Below are 16,553 nucleotides of genomic sequence, written 5' to 3'. Positions count from 1 at the left end.
GCGACGACGCCCGCGTCCGCGCAGGACCTGCTCCCCGCGCGCGGGGACACCGCCGCCTCGGCACCGGCCGGGGAAGGGAACATGCGAACGCCCGTCCCGGGGGTGGACGGGACGGGCGTCCGGACCTGGCCGGCCGAGGCCGGCCGAAGTCCGTCGATCGGCCGCGGTGCCCGGCCGCGCTGAGCGGGCGGATCGCCGCGGTGCGGCGGGGTCAGCCGTAGTACTCGATGAAGGGCACCTTCTTGCCCGTCTGCGTCGCGGTGCCGGCGCTGACGACCGCGGTGGTGCCGGGCCGGGCGTCGGCGTCGGACGCCTGGACGGTGCCGGTGCGGGCGGGCCCGTTGAGGGTCGTCCAGGACGTGCCGTTGTAGTGCATGTACTGGGTCTTGTTACCGGTCGTGATGGGCAGCATGACCACGCCGCCCTTGCCGTCGGCGGACAGCCCGATGCCGGCCGTGTTCAGCGGCGTGTTGATCGTTTTCCAGGACTTACCGTCGTAGCGCAGGATCGCGTTGGTGATCTGGGCGTTCTGCCGGACGCGCAGCACGTACACGTTCGTCGGCGAATTCGCCACGATCCTGTACAGGGTGCCCTGGTAGGCGGGGACGCCGAGCGAGCCCGGCACGGCGATCCGCTTCCACGCCTTGCCGTCGTAGTGCATCACCAGGCCGGACACGGACGTGCCGGTGGCGGACGTCGTCCCGGCCAGCCAGACGTCGTTCTTCGACTTCACGTCCACCGCGGTGATCGCGGACGAGGCGGGCAGCGGGACCTTCGCGTCCGCCCACGCGGTGCCCGTCCAGCGCAGGACGGCGCTGAGCCCGCCCGCGGTCGCGTCGACGCCCGCGACGGAGTAGGCGGTGCCGTCCGGCGCGGCGGCGACCTGGCCCGGCAGGCCGACCAGCGGGTAGGCGACCTTGCTCCACTTGGTGCCGTTCCAGTACAGGCCGACGGTGCCGCCGAGGTTGTAGCCGACGACCCACGCCTTGCTCGCGCTCGCGACGGCGACGTCCGTCGGGGTGAACCCGACCGGGCTCGCCTGCGCGACCCACGCCGACCCGTTCCACTTGGCGATCTTCGTCTGGGGGCTGAAGAACGAGCCCGCCGCCCCGACGGCCCAGCCGGCGTTCGTCGCGCCGAAGTCGACGCGGTCGAGGCTGCCGTCGTAGGCCAGCCCGGCGCCGCCGACGTTCCTCCACCCGGCGGCGGCCTGGGCGGGCGCGGCGGCCACGGCGAGCGTGCCGGCGCCGCAGGCGATGGCCAGGGCCGCGGCGGTCACCGCGTTCCGTCCCATATGAGCTCCCAAGATCAGTTCAAGCGCACGCCAAAGAGTACGGGAAGACTTACTTCCGAGTAAGCCCGACTTCCCGCGCGGCCAGAACAGGCCGCCCGGCCCCGGCGATCAGTAGGTGTAGGCCTCCGAGAACGGGATGTTGACGTCCCGCCGCGTGACGGTGCCGACGCTCATCAGCGTGGTCGGCTGCATGTGCGGACGGACGGCCACGTCGGACACCTGCGCGGGCCCGGTGCGGGTCGGTCCGGTGGTGGCCGTCCACTTACCGCCGTTGTAGTCCAGGTACCGGGTGGCGTTCCCCTTGTTGATGGGCACCACGATCGCGCCCCCCTTGCCGTCGGAGGACAGCACGACGCCGGTCACGTTCCCGGGGACGTCCGCCGTCGTCCAGGACTTGCCGTCGTAGTGCAGCAGGGCGTTGGTGGTGGTGCGCACGTCCTGCCGCACCCGCAGGACCCACACGTTCGTCGGCGAGTTCTCCACGATGCGGTACAGCGACGCCTGGTTCCCGGGAACGCCGAGGGCCCCAGGGACGTCGATCCTCTTCCAGCTCTCGCCGTCATAGTGCATCACCAGGCCGGTGACGGACGTGTCGGAGGCGACGGTGCCCGAGAGCCAGACATCGGAGCCGGACTTGACGTCCACGCCGGTGATCGAGGACGACGGCGGCAGCGGCACCTTCGCATCGACCCAGGCCCCCTTCTCGAAGCGCAGGACGGCGCTCGAGCCGCCGCCGGCCGCGCCGACCCCGGCGACCGAGTAGGCGGTGCCGTCCGCGCCGGCCGCCACCTGGTCCGGCAGGCCGACGGACGGGTAGGGCGCCTTCCTCCATGTGCTGCCGCCGGTCCAGTAGAGGGCGATGGGCCCGCGCATGTTGTAGCCGACCACCCAGGCCTTCTGCGGGCTGCCCGATGCGAGATCGGTCGGGATGAAGGCCCGGTCGGGCCGGTAGACGACCCAACTGCTTCCGTTGAACCAGGCCATCCGCGTCTGCGGGGCGAAGAACGACCCGCCCACGCCGACCGCCCAGGCGGAGTTCTTCGACGCGAACGCGAAATGGTCGAAGCTCCCGTTATAGGTCAACTCGTGGCCTGGGACGCTGTGCCACCCGGTCGCGGCCGAGGCCGGAGCGGCCGTGCCGCCCAGCGTCGCGGCACCGAGCGCGAGCGCCGTCACCGCGGAAGTCACTGCTCTGCGTTCCATGCGAGCTCCTAAGATCATCAAGCGCAGCGCAAAGCGTAGAAGAGATCCTTACTTCCAGGTAAGACAAAGCTGCCGGGCGGCCGGAAAAGGACGTGTCAGGGCAGGCTGCGGCTTCAGGCGCATGCCCCGCCGGGTCCCCGGGTCGCCCAGCTCGGAGGCATCGCAGGCACCGTGCGCGGACCCGGGAACGGACACCCGGAACCGGCGAACGCCCGGGAACGACGAACGCCCGGGAACGACGAACGCCCGGGAACGACGAACGCCCGGGAACAACGAACGCCCGGGAACAACGAACGCCCGGGAACGACGAACGCCCGGAACCGGGCGGCTCCGGGCGTCCGACGCACCATGCGCGGTCAGGCGTGGGCGGTCAGGCTGGGGCGGTCACTCGCCCTTCCAGTTCGGCTTGCGCTTCTCGGCGAAGGCCGCCGGGCCCTCCTGCGCGTCCTTGGAGGTGAAGACGGGCAGCGTGATGTCCTGCTGCTTCTTCCACGCCTCCGCGGACGACCAGTCGGCGGACTCGACGATGACCTTCTTCGTCGCGGCGAGCGCCAGCGGCGCGTTCTCCGCGACCTTCAGGGCCAGCTCCTTGGCCGCGGCGAGCGCGCCGCCCGGCTCGGCGAGCCGGTTGACGAACCCGAGCTCGGCCATCCGCTCCGCCGGGTACTTGTCGCCGGTCAGGGCGATCTCCATGGCGATGTGGAACGGGATGCGCTGCGGCAGCCGCAGCAGCCCGCCGCCCGCGGCGACCAGGCCGCGCTTCGGCTCGGGCAGCCCGAACAGGGCGTCCCGGGAGGCCACGATCATGTCGCAGGACAGCGCGACCTCGCAGCCGCCGGCCAGCGCGTAGCCCTCCACCGCGGCGATCAGCGGCTTGGCCGCCGGACGCTCGGTGATGCCGGCGAACCCGCGGCCCTCGACGGTCGGGTTGTCGCCCGTGAGGAAGCCCTTGAGGTCCATGCCGGAGCAGAACGTGCCGCCGGCGCCGGTCAGGACGCCGATGGACAGGTCCTTGCGGGAGTCCAGCTCGTCCAGGGCCGCCGCGATCCCCTTCGCCACCTCGCCGTTGACCGCGTTGCGGGCCTCCGGGCGGTTGATGGTGATGATGAGGACGGCGCCGTCTTCTTCGGTGAGAACAGCGTCGGTCATTCAGTGCCTCACTTCGGCTGGAAGCGGATGCCACCGTCGAAACGGATGGTCTCGCCGTTCATGTAGTCGTTCTCGATGAGGGACTTGACCAGGTGCGCGAACTCCGACGCCTTGCCCATCCGCTTCGGGAACGGCACCGGCGCGGCCAGCTTGGCCTTGAACGCGTCGGCGGCCTCGCCCTCGCCGTAGATCGGGGTGTCGATGATGCCGGGGCAGATGGTGTTGACCCGGACGCCGATCGCGGCGAGGTCGCGGGCGGCCGGCAGCGTCATGCCGATGATGCCGCCCTTGGAGGCCGAGTAGGCGATCTGCCCGGTCTGGCCCTCGATGCCGGCGATGGACGCGGTGTTGATCACCACGCCGCGGGCGCCGTCGGCGTCGGCGGGCTCGGTCTTGGAGATCGCCGCGGCGCCGATGCGCATCAGGTTGAAGGTGCCGATCAGGTTGACCCGGATGACGGTCTCGTAGGACGCCAGGTCGTGCGGGGTGCCGTCGCGGCCGACGGTGCGCGAGGCCCAGCCGATGCCGGCGCTGTTGACGATGACGCGCAGCGGGGCGCCGGTGTCGACGGCGGCCTGGACGGCGGCCTGCACCTGCTCCTCGCTGGAGACGTCGGTCTTGACGAAGACGCCGCCGACCTCGTCGGCGACCTTCTTGCCCTTGTCCTCGTTCATGTCGGCGACGACGACCTTGGCGCCTTCGGCGGCCAGCGCGCGCACGGTGGCCTCACCGAGGCCGCTCGCGCCACCGGATACGACGGCGGAAACTCCGTTCAGGTCCATAAGCAGCACCTTACGTGAGGGACCGAATGTGGTTCGGGATGATGTTACCCAGACGTCATCCCGGCGTTCTGCTCACACCCCGGCGGATTGCCCGGGCGCGATGTTACTCGGGAGTCACAATACGGCGGACGTTTGCCCGGAGACGCCCCGGGCACCCGTCCGGCATGACCGAACCTCCGGCACAGAGCCAGTCCTACCCGGGCCGCACGGGGGACATGACGCCCGAGCCCCGCGACGAGATGCGCGGCTACACCGGCAGCGGTCTCCTCGACGGCAAGCGCGCGCTCGTCACCGGCGGCGACTCCGGGATCGGCCGCGCCGTGTCCGTCGCGTTCGCCAAGGAGGGCGCCGACGTCGCCCTCACCTACCTCGAAGAGGACGACGACGCCCGGCACACCAGGTCCCTCGTCGAGGCCGAAGGACGCCGTTGCTTCACCTTCGGCGGTGACCTCGCCGAGGAACGGCACTGCCGCGAGGTCGTCGGGCACGCCGTCCGCGACCTCGGCGGACTCGACGTCCTCGTCCTGCACCACGGCACCCAGACCCCGGTGAAGGACGTCCGCGAGATCGACGACGCGCAGCTCCAGCGGACGTTCGCCGTCAACGTGTACGCGCTGTTCTGGACCGTCCAGGAGGCCCTCGACCACATGGGCCCCGGGTCGTCCATCGTCTTCACCGGGTCCATCAACGGGCTGCGCGGCAACAAGACGCTGATCGACTACGCCGCCAGCAAGGCCGCCGCGATGACCCTCGCCACCTCCCTCGCGCAGAACCTCATGGACCGCGAGATCCGCGTCAACTGCGTCGCCCCCGGGCCCGTCTGGACGCCGCTGATCCCCGCCACCTTCGATGCCGAGAAGGTCGAGGGCTTCGGCGGCCAGGCCCCGATGGGCCGCCCCGCCGACCCCGACGAGATCGCCCCCTCCTACGTCTTCTTCGCCGCGAACCGGCAGTCGTCCTACTACACCGGCCAGACGCTGGTGCCGGCCGGCGGCGAGATCCATCCGGGCTGAGGCGCCCATGGAGCTCCAGCGCAGCGACCCCTCCGAACCCGGTTTCGCGCGGCGCAGGTGCGGCAAGGGCTTCACCTACCTCGGCCTCGACGGCCGCGCCCTGGACGACCCCGCCGAGCGCGCCCGGATCCGCGCCCTCGTCATCCCGCCCGCCTGGCAGGACGTGTGGATCTGCCCGGACGCCGACGGCCACATCCAGGCGATGGGCACCGACGCCGCCGGACGCCGCCAGTACCTGTACCACGAGGCGTGGCGCGAGCAGCGCGACCGCGAGAAGCACGACCACGTCCTCGACCTGGCCGCACGCCTCCCCGACGTCCGCGAGACGCTCGCCCGGCACCTCGCCGGCCGCGGCTACCGCCGCGACCGCGTGCTGTCCGCCGCCGTCCGGCTCATCGACCTCGGTTTCTTCCGCATCGGCAGCGAGGAGTACGCCGCGGAGAACGGCACGTTCGGCCTCGCCACCGTCCTGCGCGAGCACGTCACCTGCCGCCGCGGGCAGGTCACGTTCGAGTACCCGGCGAAGGGCTCGAAGGACCGGTACCAGTCCGTCGCGGAGGAGAACGTCTGCAAGGTCGTCGCCGGCCTGATGCGCCGCAAGGACGGCTCCCCCGAACTCCTCGCCTACCGGACCCGCAACGGCTGGCACGACGTCACCGCGTCCGACATCAACGCGTTCATCCGCGAGGTGACCGGCGGCGACTTCACCGCCAAGGACTTCCGCACCTGGCACGCGACCGTCCTCGCCGCCGTCGGCCTCGCCGTCTCCACCCGTGCCGGCACCGGCGACACCGCCCGCCGCAAGGCCGTCGTCCGCGTCGTCAAGGAGGTCGCCGCCTACCTCGGCAACACCCCGGCCGTGGCCCGCGCCTCCTACATCGACCCGCGCATCATCTCCCTCTACGAGTCCGGCCGGACGATCGCCCCCGCCCTCACCAAACTCGGCGTGGACGCCTCCCCCGGCGAACTCGCCACCCAGGGCCCCGTCGAACAGGCCGTCCAATCCCTCCTAAAACCCTGACCCCACCACCCCCATCCGAATCCCGAGGTCAGTCACCAGCCGGACGCGCACTCCTCAGCCGGCCCAGGAGCCGCCACCCCACAGAGACGCCGCCCCAAACACACCCAGCAAGCAATCACCAGGCGGAAACCAACTCCTCACGACACACCCAGCGAGCTCCCCGCAGAACCCCCGGGAATCACCAGGCGGAGACTCGTTCCTCGGTGCGGTCGGGGCTCGACGTGTCGGCGGCGTGCGGCAGTTCCAGGCAGTACAGGGCGTAGGCGTGCTGGATCACCGGCAACGCGACATTCCGCACCCGGACGCCGCCCTGCGTCATCCCCTTCTCCGTCCCCTTGTGCGCGTGCCCGTGGATCGCCAGCGCCGGCGCCGCCGCGTCGATCGCCTCGCCCATCAGGTAGCTGCCGAGGAACGGGTAGATCTCCGGAGGCTCGCCCTCGAGCGTGTCCTCGGCGGGCGAGTAGTGCGTGAGGCTCACCCGTAGGTCCGCGTCCAGTTCCAGTAGCGCGGTGCCGAGCCGGTCGGCGAACGACTTGGTATGCCGGATGAACGCCTTCATCTCCGGCTCGCCGAAGTCGCTCGCGCACTTCCCCTCGAACCCGCCGCCGAAGCCCTTGCCGCCGGCGACACCGAGCCGCGACCCGTCGCAGTCCACGACCGTCCCGTCCCCCTCCAGCACGGTCACCCCCGCCTCGCGCAGGACGTCCGCGATCTCCTCCTCGCTGTCGGAGTGGTAGTCGTGGTTCCCCAGCACCGCGATCACCGGGACCCCGAGGTCCCGCAGCTCGCCCGCCGCGACCCGGCCCTCCTCGACCGTCCCGTGCCTGGTCAGGTCGCCCGCGACGAGGAACACGTCCGCCTGCCGGGCCAGCTGCCCGAGCCGTCCCCGGTACACCCCGGCCATGTCGGCCCCCACGTGCAGGTCCCCGGCCGCCGCCACACGGATCATGACAGCCTCTCCTCCCCCTCGGGCTCCGGCACCGCGACGACGTGCACCTCGTTGCAGATCTCGTGCCCCTCCGCGGCCACCCGGGCGGCCTCCTCGACCTCGCGGCGCTGCTCCTCGCTGGCGACCTCGCCGCGCAGATGGACGACGTCCCCCCGCACGTCCACGCGGATGCCGAGCTCGTGCGCGCGCGCCGCGAGCGTCTCCTGGATGTGCGCCGGCAGGTACTCGGTCACGGCACGCCCCTTTCGATGACGCCGAGACGGGATAGCAGGGCGAGGAACGCGTACGCGTACGGCGACTCCGCCGTCTCCTCTGCCACGTACGGCCAGTCGACCTGCTCCCGCAGTGCCCGGCTGACATGCAGGAATCCGCTGAAGTCGCACGCGGTCTCGCTGAACGCCATCAACCGCATGATCACCAGGTCGGTCGCGGGCAGCACCGGCATGTACACCGCGCCGACGGCCATCTCCGTGGCCCGCCCCAGCAGCGCACCGTTCACGGGACGGCCCGACGGCGTGTGGATGAGGTCGATGAGGTGCTCCCCGTCGCAGACCTTGGCGAGCCAGTTCTCCGGGCTGTCCATGTGACCCATGCCGGCGCCGGCGAGCGCGGTGAGCGCTTCATCGACGTCCCGCTCCCGCACCACGAAGTCCACGTCGTGCGTGGACACCGCCGCGCCGTGCGCGTACGCCGCGAACCCGCCCGCCAGCGCGTAGTCGACCCCCGCGTCCCGCAGCGCGGCGGCGGCCCGCTTGAGGCTCAGGAGCAGCCCGTCCCCGGCGCCGCCCGGGCCCGGTGACCCGCTGCCCCGGACCACACCGAGGTTCGGCACGCTCCCCGCGCGCCTCGTCCCGGCCTGCACATCCCCCACGCGAACCCCTGTTTCCTAGCGTTCACCGCGCCGGTACCCCAGAAACCCCGCCTCATGCCCCACCCCACCCCTGCCCGGCGGCGCCCTCATCGCCCCGCGACCAGGCAAGCTCCCACCCCCACCCCCACCCCGGCGAACCAAGCCCAGCCCCAAGCCCCCCAACCTCACCCCTCTTCCTTCGGTTGCACCCCTTCGTGGCCCAGGGCTGCGGGCAGGGGCGGGCTGGCGGGTCAGCAGTCGACTAGGTCTGGGGACTGGTTGAGGAGCTGGGCGCGGGGCGAGACGAAGCGTTCGTAGCGGGCGGCGGCGCCGTCGGTGGTCAGGTCGAACGCGGCGACGCGGTGGCAGTTCTGGAACGCCAGGCGGACGCCGAAGTGGCGTTCCAGGGCGCCGCGCATCGCGTCGCTGGCGAGGACGCGCAGCAGCTGGCCGCGCGCCCGCTCGTCCGGCGGCGGGGTCCGGTTGTCGGCGAATCCGGCGCCGCCGTCCCGCATCCGGGCGACGACACCGCTGATGACCTCCCATGCGTAGGGCAGCGAGTCGCGGACGCAGGCGACGAACGAGGCGTCGTCCACCTCGCCGCGCATCGCCTTCTCCAGCAGCCGGTCGTCGACGGTCAAGGACATGGCCGTGCTCCCTTCCTCCGTGGTGCGGACGGATTCAGGGTGCCATGAAAATGATTATCATTCCAGCAGTGAGAGGCGGCGATTTCCGGGCGTCAGCCGGCGGGGACCCGGTAGGCGGCCGGCGGGGTCGGGGTCGTGCCGAAGCAGGTGGCGACCGGGTCCTCGACCGAGCACCAGCCCGGTCGGCGGACCGGCACGTATCCGGCCGGGACGCCCCGGTCGGCGATGATCGAGCGATAGGTCGCGACGGCGTCGGTCGGACGGCGGGCCAGGGACGGGTCGGTCAGCGCGTTCACCGTGTACAGGCCGAAGCGCGGCTCGAAGCTGCCCCATTCGTAGTTGTCGGTGAGGCTCCAGTAGTTGTAGCCCATCACCTTGACGCCGTCGGCCATCGCCCGCTGCACCCAGTAGATGTGGTCGCGGAGATGTTCGCTGCGCGTGTAGCCGTCGGGCCGGGGCTTGCCGTTGTCGGTGGACATGCCGTTCTCGACGACGTACACGGGCAGTTTCGGCAGCCGCCGCTGGTAGCTCTTGAGGACGTAGTACAGCCCCTCCGGCTCGGGGTCGATCTTCCAGAACTCGCCGGTCAGCGCGTACCCGGCGGTGAGGTTCTGGGCGTTGGCGCCGTAGTAGTAGTCGATGCCGATGAAGTCGAGCTTGTCGGTGACGTCGTTGAACAGCGCGGCGTCGAAGATGCCGTTCAGCGCCGTCCCGTAGGCGACGTTCGTGGAGACGGGGGCGCCCGGGTCGAGCTTGTGGATCATGTCGTAGGCGGCGCGGTGGGTCTTCGTGAGCGCGGTCCGCATGGCGGCGAGCTGCCCGAGGCCCATCGGCCGCATGGTCAGCTCCTTGTACATGTAGGCGCTGGCCTCGTTGAAGGTGATCCAGATGACGCCCTGGCGCTTGTAGCGGTCGACGATGAACCGGGCGTTGCGCAGCCAGTCGGCCTGGGTCCTCGGGTCGTCCCAGGCTCCCTGGTCGGCCACCCATCCGGGGTACACCCAGTGGTCCAGCGTGATCATCGGCCGCATGCCGGCGGCGCGGATCCGGCGGATGAGGTCGTCGTAGTAGGCGATCGCCTTCGGGTCGCGGACGCCTCGCTTCGGCTCGATCCTGGCCCACTCGATCGAGGTGCGGAACACGTTCACGCCGAGCTTGCGCGCGAGTTCCACGTCGCCCGGGTAGCGGTGCAGGAAGTCGACGGACTTCTTGTACGGGTCGCTTATGCCGGGCGCCTTCCGCTTGATGTAGCGCGTCCAGTTGCTGTCGGGGAAGGAGCCCTCGCCCTGGAAGCCGGACGTGGCGACGCCCCAGAGGAACCCTTGGGGGAACTTGGCGGTCGTGGGGGCCTTGGCAGTGGACGGCGCAGGGCCGGTACGGGCATGGGCGGCGGGTGAGGCGGTCACCGTGACGGCGGCCGCGAGGGCGAGAGCGGGGAGCACGCGCGCGAGACGCGTTCTGCCGGACCTGCGGAACACGGGACTCCCTCCGGGCACCGGACATGAATCTCTCTCGGACTACAGGGCCGGGAGGCGCCGCCGTCAATCCCCGGGCCGTGGCCGGATCCGGCAACGCAGCGTCCTCGATCCGCCACAGAGCGGTGGAGCGAAGTGATGCAATTAACACATTCGCGGCCATTGATCGATCTCCTCGCCAGACGCGGAAAGCACCGTGAAATCCGGGACCGCACCAGTCGAACACCGCCGCCCGGACCACGGAACCAGAACGGTGTTCTGTGGATAACCCGACCCGAGACGCGCGTCCAGATCACCGAATCGCCCAGCGTTTCCGCAGGTTGTGACCCACTTCACAAATCGCGGAAAATGATCTCGATTTGCGCAGGCCGCACGGAGGGCACCACTTCCGTCGCATGCGTCCGGGAAGGTTCGTGATCTACCTGAGATTTGCCTGCGCCGCTGGAGTCTGGCTACGTTCCTGCCCGGTTCATGCGGCACGACGGGCCGCTCGGACAACAGAACACGCACCGACGCGCGGCGGCGGCACGCGTCCGGCCTCTCGGCGAAGAGCGGCCGGGCACCGTCCACCAGGACGCCCCTAGAGCGCCGCCATCAGAGCACGCCCGCGTCGATCGCCTCATCCGTGCAGACGAGAAGCACGGAGCCGGAAGCGGCTCGCCGGCCGCGGCGCCCTCCCATGGCGCCGCGGGCACCGGGCGGCCGCGGCGCATCCCGAACATCCAGCGCTCAGCGCGGGATGACGGCTGCCCCGGTAGGCATCACCCGCGAGATCTGGAGTCATCCTGCATACCCCCCGAAACCCCCTGAAGATCGGTATCACCGCCGGTGGGCTCGTGCTCACCACGACCGCGGCGCTCGGAGCGACGCTCCTGGCGGCGGGTCCCGCCGGAGCCTCGGCCAACGTCCCGCAGCGCGTCGCGCTCACGGCGACGGCCGCCAAGGCGACGAGCACGAAGACCGCGAGCACGAAGACCGCGACCACCAAGGCCGCGTCCGCGAAGTCCCGCGCCGCCGCGCAGAGCAAGCGCGCGGCCGTGGCCGTCAAGTACGCCTACAAGCAGATCGGCGACCCGTACCGCTACGGCGGTTCCGGGCCGGGCTCGTGGGACTGCTCGGGCCTGGCGCAGGGATCCTGGCGCAAGGCCGGCGTCAAGCTTCCGCGCACGACCCAGCAGATCTATCGCGCGGTGAAGCACAAGGTCTCCTGGAAGGGCGCCAAGGCGGGCGACCTGCTCTTCTTCTACAGCGGCCGTACGCACGTGGGCATCTACGTGGGGCACGGCTACATGATTCACGCGCCGCACTCCGGCTCCCACGTGAAGAAGATCAAGCTGACCCACTACTACAAGAGCCAGTTCAACGGCGGCGTCCGCCCCGGCTACTAAACCGGGGATAGAGCACGCTTGGGCTCAAGCCCAAGCGCGCGCACAGGCGAGGGCCCCGTACCGGTCGACACCGGCGCGGGGCCCTCGGCCTGAGCCCCGTCTAGGACAGGGTGGGGTAGTCGGTGTAGCCGCGGTGGTCGCCCCCATAGAAGGTGGCGCGGTCGCCCTCGTTGTAGGGGCCGCCCGCCTTGATGCGGGCGGGAAGGTCCGGGTTGGCGAGCCACAGTTGGGCGAACGCCACGGCGTCCGCGACGCCCTCCCTCAGCGCCTCCACACCGTCCTCCGGTGTGGACGAGAACGACTCCAGCGTCGGGTGCGGGTTGAGGATGAGCGTGCCGGGCCAGGCGGCACGGATGCGGCGCGTACTCTCCCGGTCGCCCAGCTCCATGATGTGCAGGTAGGCGAGCCCCAAGGGCGCCAGTGCCGCCACTAGGGCGTCGTACAGCTCGCCGGTGTCGCTCTCACTGACGCCGTTGGCGACGCTCCCGGGCGACACGCGGAACCCGACGCGGTCCGGTCCGATCGCGTCCGCGACGGCCTTCGCCACCTCCACACCGAAGCGGATGCGGTTCTCGATGGTGCCGCCGTAGGCGTCGGTCCGCTTGTTGCTGCCGTCCGCCAGGAACTGCTGGATGAGGTAGCCGTTGGCGCCGTGCAGTTCCACGCCGTCGAACCCGGCGGCGATGGCGTTGCGCGCCGCCGCGGCGAAGTCGGCCACCGCCTCGGCGATGTCGTCGAGGGTCATCTCGCGGGGCTCGGGGTGGTCGAGCATGCCCTCCGGCGTCCACATCTTCTCGCCCGTGGCGATCGGGGACGGCCCCACGGGCAGCCCACCGTCCGGATAGAGTGACGGGTGGCCGACGCGTCCCGTGTGCATGAGCTGCGCGAAGATGACGCCGCCCTCCGCGTGGACGGCGTCGGTGACCGCCCGCCACGCCTCCACCTGCTCGTCGCTGTGCAGCCCCGGCGTCCAGACATAGCCCTGGCCCCGCACGCTGGGCTGCGTCCCCTCGGTGATGATGAGGCCCGCGCCGGCCCGCTGCGCGTAGTACTCGGCCTGCAGGGCCGTCACCTTCCCGTCATGGACGGCTCTGCTGCGCGTCATCGGGGCCATCACCAACCGGTTGGACAGCTCCAGCTTCCCGGCCGACAGCTCCTCGAACAGTTCGTGCATGACGTCCTCCTAGTGGCGTTCTCGCTGGTGAAGAAGCTACGAGCAGGCCGCCGCACGGCGAATCAGTAAGGTTTCGGTAGTACGCCCCGTACTTTGTAGTCGTGCTTTACGGGCGAAACGACGAACAGGCGCGGATCTCCTCCCTGCTCGCGGGGGCGCGCGACGAGGGCCGCAGCGGTGCGCTGCTGCTGCGCGGCGAGGCGGGCATCGGCAAGTCCGCGCTACTGGACCACGCCGCGGAACTCGCTTCGGGCGACGCCGGGACGCGCGTCCTGCGCGTGACCGGGATCGAGGTGGAGTCGGGCATCGCGTTCGCCGGGATCAACCAACTGCTGTGGCCCGTCCGCGACCGCCTGGCCGGCCTTCCCGGACCTCAGGCCGCGGCTCTGAACGCCGCGCTGAGCGGCTCCGGGCCGTCCGGCGACCTCCCGGCCGCCCGGGACCGGTTCACGACCGGCCTCGGCGTCCTGACGCTCCTGGCCGACCTCGCCGAGGACGGCCCGGTGCTCTGCCTGGTCGACGACGCCCAGTGGCTCGACGGCGCGACGGCCGAGGCGCTGCTGTTCGCCGCTCGGCGGCTCGCGGCCGAGGCGGTGGTGATGCTGTTCGCCGCGCGGGACGACGCGTTCACCGGCACCGGCCTCCCCGAGCTGCCTCTGCAGCGGCTCGGACGTGACGACGCCGTGCGGTTCCTCGCCGAGCACGGCCTGTCGCGGGACGCCCGGGACCGGATCCTGCATGACGCGGACGGCAATCCGCTGGCGCTGCGCGAGTTCGGTATGGCCGGAGACCGGTTGCCGGACGGGTCCCGTCCGCTGCCCGTCGCGGATCGCGTCGTCGCGCGGTTCCAGAGCCGGATCGATGAGCTCCCAGAGAAGACCCGCCTGATGCTCCTCATCGCGGCGGCAGAAGGACGCGGCTACATGCCGAGCCTGCTGAGCGCCGCGCGGGAAATGGGGGTCGGCCTAGAGGACTTGGAGCAGGCCGAACGGGACGGACTGGTGGAGGTGAGCGGACGGTCCATCGCCTTCCGCCATCCGCTGATCAGAGCCGCCGTCTACCAGGGCGCTGTAGCGGCATGCCGCATCTCCGTGCATCAGGCATTGGCGTCCTCTTCCGAGGACGCCGACTGCCGTGCGCGGCACCGCGCGTCAGCGGCTCTCGGGCCGGACGAGGACGTCGCGGTGGATCTGCAGGACGCCGCAGAGCGCGCGCGGAAACGCACCGGGTACGTCACGGCGGCGAGGCTCTACCAGCAGGCGGCGGACCTCACCCCTGCCCGGGACGCGCAGGCCGCACGGTTGCGCGCCGCGGCCAACATGATGCTCCAGGCCGGTCGACCGGACGAGGCGGAACACCTCGCCGCCAGAGCGGGCACGCTCACCGACGAACCCGCTGAGCTCGCCAGGCTCGGCCGTGTGCGCGCGGTGGTCGAGTACGAACGCGGTAACCGGCGCACCGCCGCGCGCATGATGGTGGAGCACTCCGCCTATGCGGAGCCGGACGACAAGGCCGCGATGCTGCGGACGGGCGCCACCTATGCGTGGACCGCCGGGGAGACGCCGGCCCTGCTGCGCGCCGCCGAAGCGCTGCCGGGCGACGCGATGGTCGGCGGCCTCGCGCACCTCGCCGGCGACGACCTCGCGCGCGGCGTCCCGCTGCTCGCCGCGCTGGTCGCGGAGGCGCGCACGAGCACCCCGGAGCCGCGCGCGGCCGCCGGCCCGGAGGACGCGGCGGGGCTCGCGCTGGTCCTCGGCGACGACGAGGCGGCGCTGGAGCTGGCCGCCGTGGAGGCCGCGCGCTGCCGGCTGAACGGCCTGATCGGAGCGCTGCCGGGCGTGCTGCGGACGCAGGCGCAGGCGCAGGTCGCGACGGGCCTGCACGCGGACGCGGAGGCCACGCTGATCGAGGCGATCTCGCTGGCCTGCGACACGGGCCTGCCCAGCGGCGACTGGCGGCTCTCCGCGGTGTTCGCCCGCGTGGCGGCGGTGGAGGGCGACGAGTCGCGGTTGCGCGAGATGCCGGAGCGGTCCGACGGGGCGCTGGGCCTTCTCGAACTCGGCCTCGGAAGGTACGACGACGCGCTCCGTCATCTGGAGTCCGTGCACCACCGCTACAGCGCGGACGCGATGCTCGCCGTAGCGGACCTCGTAGAGGTGGCCGTGCGTGCGGGACAGCCGGAGCGGGCGCGCGCGCCGTTCGATCGGTTCCGCGCCTGGGCCGATGCCGTGCAGCAGCCGTGGGCCTCGGCCATCGCGCTCCGGTGCGAGGCCCTGTTGGATGACAGCGAGGACGCGTACGCACAGGCCGTCCGCCTGCACGAGAAGGCAACCCGCCCGTTCGAGAAGGCACGGACAGAACTCCTGTACGGGGAATGGCTACGCCGTGCGCGCCGCCGTTCCGACGCCCGTACGCCGCTTCGCTCCGCCATGGAGGTCTTCGAGCGGCTCCGCGCCAAGCCGTGGTTGGACCGCGCGCGCGCCGAACTGCGTGCGACCGGTGAATCCGGCTCTGCATCCACGCCCACGGCGCCCGTGCTGCTCGACCGCCTCACCCCGCAGGAACTCCAGGTCGTCCGGCTCGCAGCGGAGGGCATCAGCAGCCGCGAGATCGCCGCGCAACTGTTCCTCAGCCGCCGGACGGTCGAATACCACCTCTACAAGGCCTATCCCAAGCTCGGGATCTCCTCCCGCAAGGAGCTGTCCCGCCTCGCCCTGGAACCATCCACCACATGACCGCACCCGCCGCGGACCGCTCGCACGCCGCGCTTCTAGCCCTCTCCGTAGGGGACGCGCTCGGATCTCAGTTCTTCGTCCCCGAGAACCGCCCCGCCTACGAGAACCAGACGCTTCCCCCAGGGCCATGGCAGTGGACGGACGACACCGAAATGGCCGCGTCCATCCACCTCGTCCTGTGCAAGCACGGCGCCATCGACCAGGACGCCCTCGCAGCGAGCTTCGCCGAGCGCCACGACTTCGACCGCGGCTATGGCCCGTCCACCGGCCGCCTGTTGCGGCTCGTAAGAGAGGGCGGCGACTGGCGGACTCTCGCCCGCGAACCCTTCGACGGCATGGGCTCCTGGGGAAACGGCGCAGCGATGCGCGTGGCGCCTGTAGGGGCCTGGTTCGCCGGGGACCCGGCAGAGGCCGCTCACCAGGCGGCCTTGTCCGCGGAGGTAACACACCCCCATCCAGAGGCCATTGCGGGCGCGATCGCCGTAGCCGTGGCCACGGCGATCGCGCCCGGCAAGCCGTCACCGGGCGGCTTCCTCGACGAGGTACTGGCCCGCACACCACAGGGCACGGTCCGCCAAGGCATCGCCGAAGCACGTCGGCTGCTGACCATCGGCGACCCGGCCACCGCCGCGGCCGTCCTCGGCAACGGCCGCCAGGTCGCCGCACACGACACGGTGCCGTTCACCCTGTGGGCGGCGGCCCGGCACCTGCACGACTACGAGCGGGCCTTCTGGACGACGGCCGCCGCAGGAGGCGACATCGACACCACCTGCGCGATAGTCGGCGGCATCGTCGGACACCCGCCCGCAGCCTGGCTCACCGAAACCGAGCCGCTGCCCAGGTGGTGCCTATAGGCCGCACTACTAGACCGCA

The 16,553-nt window shown here is 71.3% G+C and carries 15 protein-coding genes; 5 read left to right on the top strand and 10 right to left on the bottom strand.

The features are described 5' to 3' along the window. Positions 1-211 precede the first annotated feature (211 nt). From AB0C78_RS13915 to AB0C78_RS13900, 4 genes are all read right to left on the bottom strand, one after another. Positions 212-1,294, bottom strand: a complete 1,083-nt coding sequence (locus tag AB0C78_RS13915; protein ID WP_360746703.1) for a hypothetical protein — start codon at positions 1,292-1,294, stop codon at positions 212-214. Positions 1,295-1,402: 108 nt separating this feature from the next. Next, a complete protein-coding gene (locus AB0C78_RS13910; RefSeq protein WP_360746700.1) occupies positions 1,403-2,497 on the bottom strand; it encodes a hypothetical protein in 1,095 nt (364 codons plus the stop codon). A gap of 384 nt (positions 2,498-2,881) precedes the next feature. Then, entirely contained in the window at positions 2,882-3,646 is a 765-nt protein-coding gene (locus AB0C78_RS13905) for a crotonase/enoyl-CoA hydratase family protein (RefSeq protein ID WP_360746697.1), read from the bottom strand. An 8-nt stretch (positions 3,647-3,654) separates the two neighbouring features. After that, positions 3,655-4,428: an SDR family NAD(P)-dependent oxidoreductase gene (locus AB0C78_RS13900; RefSeq protein ID WP_151539976.1), complete on the bottom strand. Its 774-nt coding sequence runs from the start codon at positions 4,426-4,428 to the stop codon at positions 3,655-3,657. A 164-nt stretch (positions 4,429-4,592) separates the two neighbouring features. Between AB0C78_RS13900 and AB0C78_RS13895 the strand changes: the two genes are divergently transcribed. Further along, positions 4,593-5,441: an SDR family oxidoreductase gene (locus AB0C78_RS13895; RefSeq protein ID WP_360746694.1), complete on the top strand. Its 849-nt coding sequence runs from the start codon at positions 4,593-4,595 to the stop codon at positions 5,439-5,441. Between the two features lie 7 nt (positions 5,442-5,448). Beyond that, a complete protein-coding gene (locus AB0C78_RS13890) occupies positions 5,449-6,462 on the top strand; it encodes a DNA topoisomerase IB (RefSeq protein WP_360746691.1) in 1,014 nt (337 codons plus the stop codon). 178 nt (positions 6,463-6,640) lie between these two features. Here the strand turns inward: AB0C78_RS13890 and AB0C78_RS13885 are convergent, their stop codons facing one another. The 5 genes from AB0C78_RS13885 to AB0C78_RS13865 form a co-directional block, all read right to left on the bottom strand. Continuing rightward, positions 6,641-7,411, bottom strand: a complete 771-nt coding sequence (locus AB0C78_RS13885) for a metallophosphoesterase (protein WP_360746688.1) — start codon at positions 7,409-7,411, stop codon at positions 6,641-6,643. After that, a complete protein-coding gene (locus AB0C78_RS13880; RefSeq protein WP_192808723.1) occupies positions 7,408-7,644 on the bottom strand; it encodes a BON domain-containing protein in 237 nt (78 codons plus the stop codon). The genes AB0C78_RS13885 and AB0C78_RS13880 overlap by 4 nt, the downstream gene beginning before the upstream one ends. Beyond that, positions 7,641-8,282, bottom strand: coding sequence for a nucleotidyltransferase (locus tag AB0C78_RS13875; RefSeq protein WP_360746684.1), 642 nt, complete (start codon positions 8,280-8,282; stop codon positions 7,641-7,643). The genes AB0C78_RS13880 and AB0C78_RS13875 overlap by 4 nt, the downstream gene beginning before the upstream one ends. Before the next feature lie 230 nt (positions 8,283-8,512). After that, positions 8,513-8,908 (bottom strand): SCO5389 family protein, encoded by a 396-nt coding sequence (locus AB0C78_RS13870; RefSeq protein WP_151539980.1) that lies wholly within the window; start codon positions 8,906-8,908, stop codon positions 8,513-8,515. 92 nt (positions 8,909-9,000) lie between these two features. Continuing rightward, a complete protein-coding gene (locus tag AB0C78_RS13865; protein WP_360746681.1) occupies positions 9,001-10,350 on the bottom strand; it encodes a family 1 glycosylhydrolase in 1,350 nt (449 codons plus the stop codon). Positions 10,351-11,219: 869 nt separating this feature from the next. Between AB0C78_RS13865 and AB0C78_RS13860 the strand changes: the two genes are divergently transcribed. Next, entirely contained in the window at positions 11,220-11,771 is a 552-nt protein-coding gene (locus tag AB0C78_RS13860) for a C40 family peptidase (protein ID WP_360746678.1), read from the top strand. 100 nt (positions 11,772-11,871) lie between these two features. Here the strand turns inward: AB0C78_RS13860 and AB0C78_RS13855 are convergent, their stop codons facing one another. After that, positions 11,872-12,945: an alkene reductase gene (locus AB0C78_RS13855; protein WP_360746675.1), complete on the bottom strand. Its 1,074-nt coding sequence runs from the start codon at positions 12,943-12,945 to the stop codon at positions 11,872-11,874. A 101-nt stretch (positions 12,946-13,046) separates the two neighbouring features. Between AB0C78_RS13855 and AB0C78_RS13850 the strand changes: the two genes are divergently transcribed. Further along, positions 13,047-15,680 carry an AAA family ATPase gene (locus AB0C78_RS13850; RefSeq protein ID WP_360746672.1) on the top strand — a complete coding sequence of 878 codons (2,634 nt, stop codon included), beginning with the start codon at positions 13,047-13,049 and terminating at the stop codon, positions 15,678-15,680. Then, a complete protein-coding gene (locus tag AB0C78_RS13845; RefSeq protein WP_360746669.1) occupies positions 15,677-16,534 on the top strand; it encodes an ADP-ribosylglycohydrolase family protein in 858 nt (285 codons plus the stop codon). Before AB0C78_RS13850 ends, AB0C78_RS13845 begins: the two co-directional genes overlap by 4 nt. The last annotated feature ends 19 nt before the right edge of the window (positions 16,535-16,553 follow it).

It is taken from the genome of Actinomadura sp. NPDC048394, from assembly GCF_040651755.1.
Lineage (GTDB): Bacteria > Actinomycetota > Actinomycetes > Streptosporangiales > Streptosporangiaceae > Spirillospora > Spirillospora montaniterrae.
The sequence above is the reverse complement of the archived record's forward strand: the minus strand, read 5'-3'. Positions and strand labels throughout refer to the sequence as shown.

What these genes read in the sequence shown, in the direction of transcription:
- AB0C78_RS13910 (WP_360746700.1), bottom strand. Translation starts at nt 2,497, where the DNA reads ATGGAACGCAGAGCAGTGACTTCCGCGGTGACGGCGCTCGCGCTCGGT.
- AB0C78_RS13890 (WP_360746691.1), top strand. Translation starts at nt 5,449, where the DNA reads ATGGAGCTCCAGCGCAGCGACCCCTCCGAACCCGGTTTCGCGCGGCGC.
- AB0C78_RS13855 (WP_360746675.1), bottom strand. Translation starts at nt 12,945, where the DNA reads ATGCACGAACTGTTCGAGGAGCTGTCGGCCGGGAAGCTGGAGCTGTCC.
- AB0C78_RS13885 (WP_360746688.1), bottom strand. Translation starts at nt 7,411, where the DNA reads ATGATCCGTGTGGCGGCGGCCGGGGACCTGCACGTGGGGGCCGACATG.
- AB0C78_RS13845 (WP_360746669.1), top strand. Translation starts at nt 15,677, where the DNA reads ATGACCGCACCCGCCGCGGACCGCTCGCACGCCGCGCTTCTAGCCCTC.
- AB0C78_RS13900 (WP_151539976.1), bottom strand. Translation starts at nt 4,428, where the DNA reads ATGGACCTGAACGGAGTTTCCGCCGTCGTATCCGGTGGCGCGAGCGGC.
- AB0C78_RS13870 (WP_151539980.1), bottom strand. Translation starts at nt 8,908, where the DNA reads ATGTCCTTGACCGTCGACGACCGGCTGCTGGAGAAGGCGATGCGCGGC.
- AB0C78_RS13915 (WP_360746703.1), bottom strand. Translation starts at nt 1,294, where the DNA reads ATGGGACGGAACGCGGTGACCGCCGCGGCCCTGGCCATCGCCTGCGGC.
- AB0C78_RS13895 (WP_360746694.1), top strand. Translation starts at nt 4,593, where the DNA reads ATGACCGAACCTCCGGCACAGAGCCAGTCCTACCCGGGCCGCACGGGG.
- AB0C78_RS13905 (WP_360746697.1), bottom strand. Translation starts at nt 3,646, where the DNA reads ATGACCGACGCTGTTCTCACCGAAGAAGACGGCGCCGTCCTCATCATC.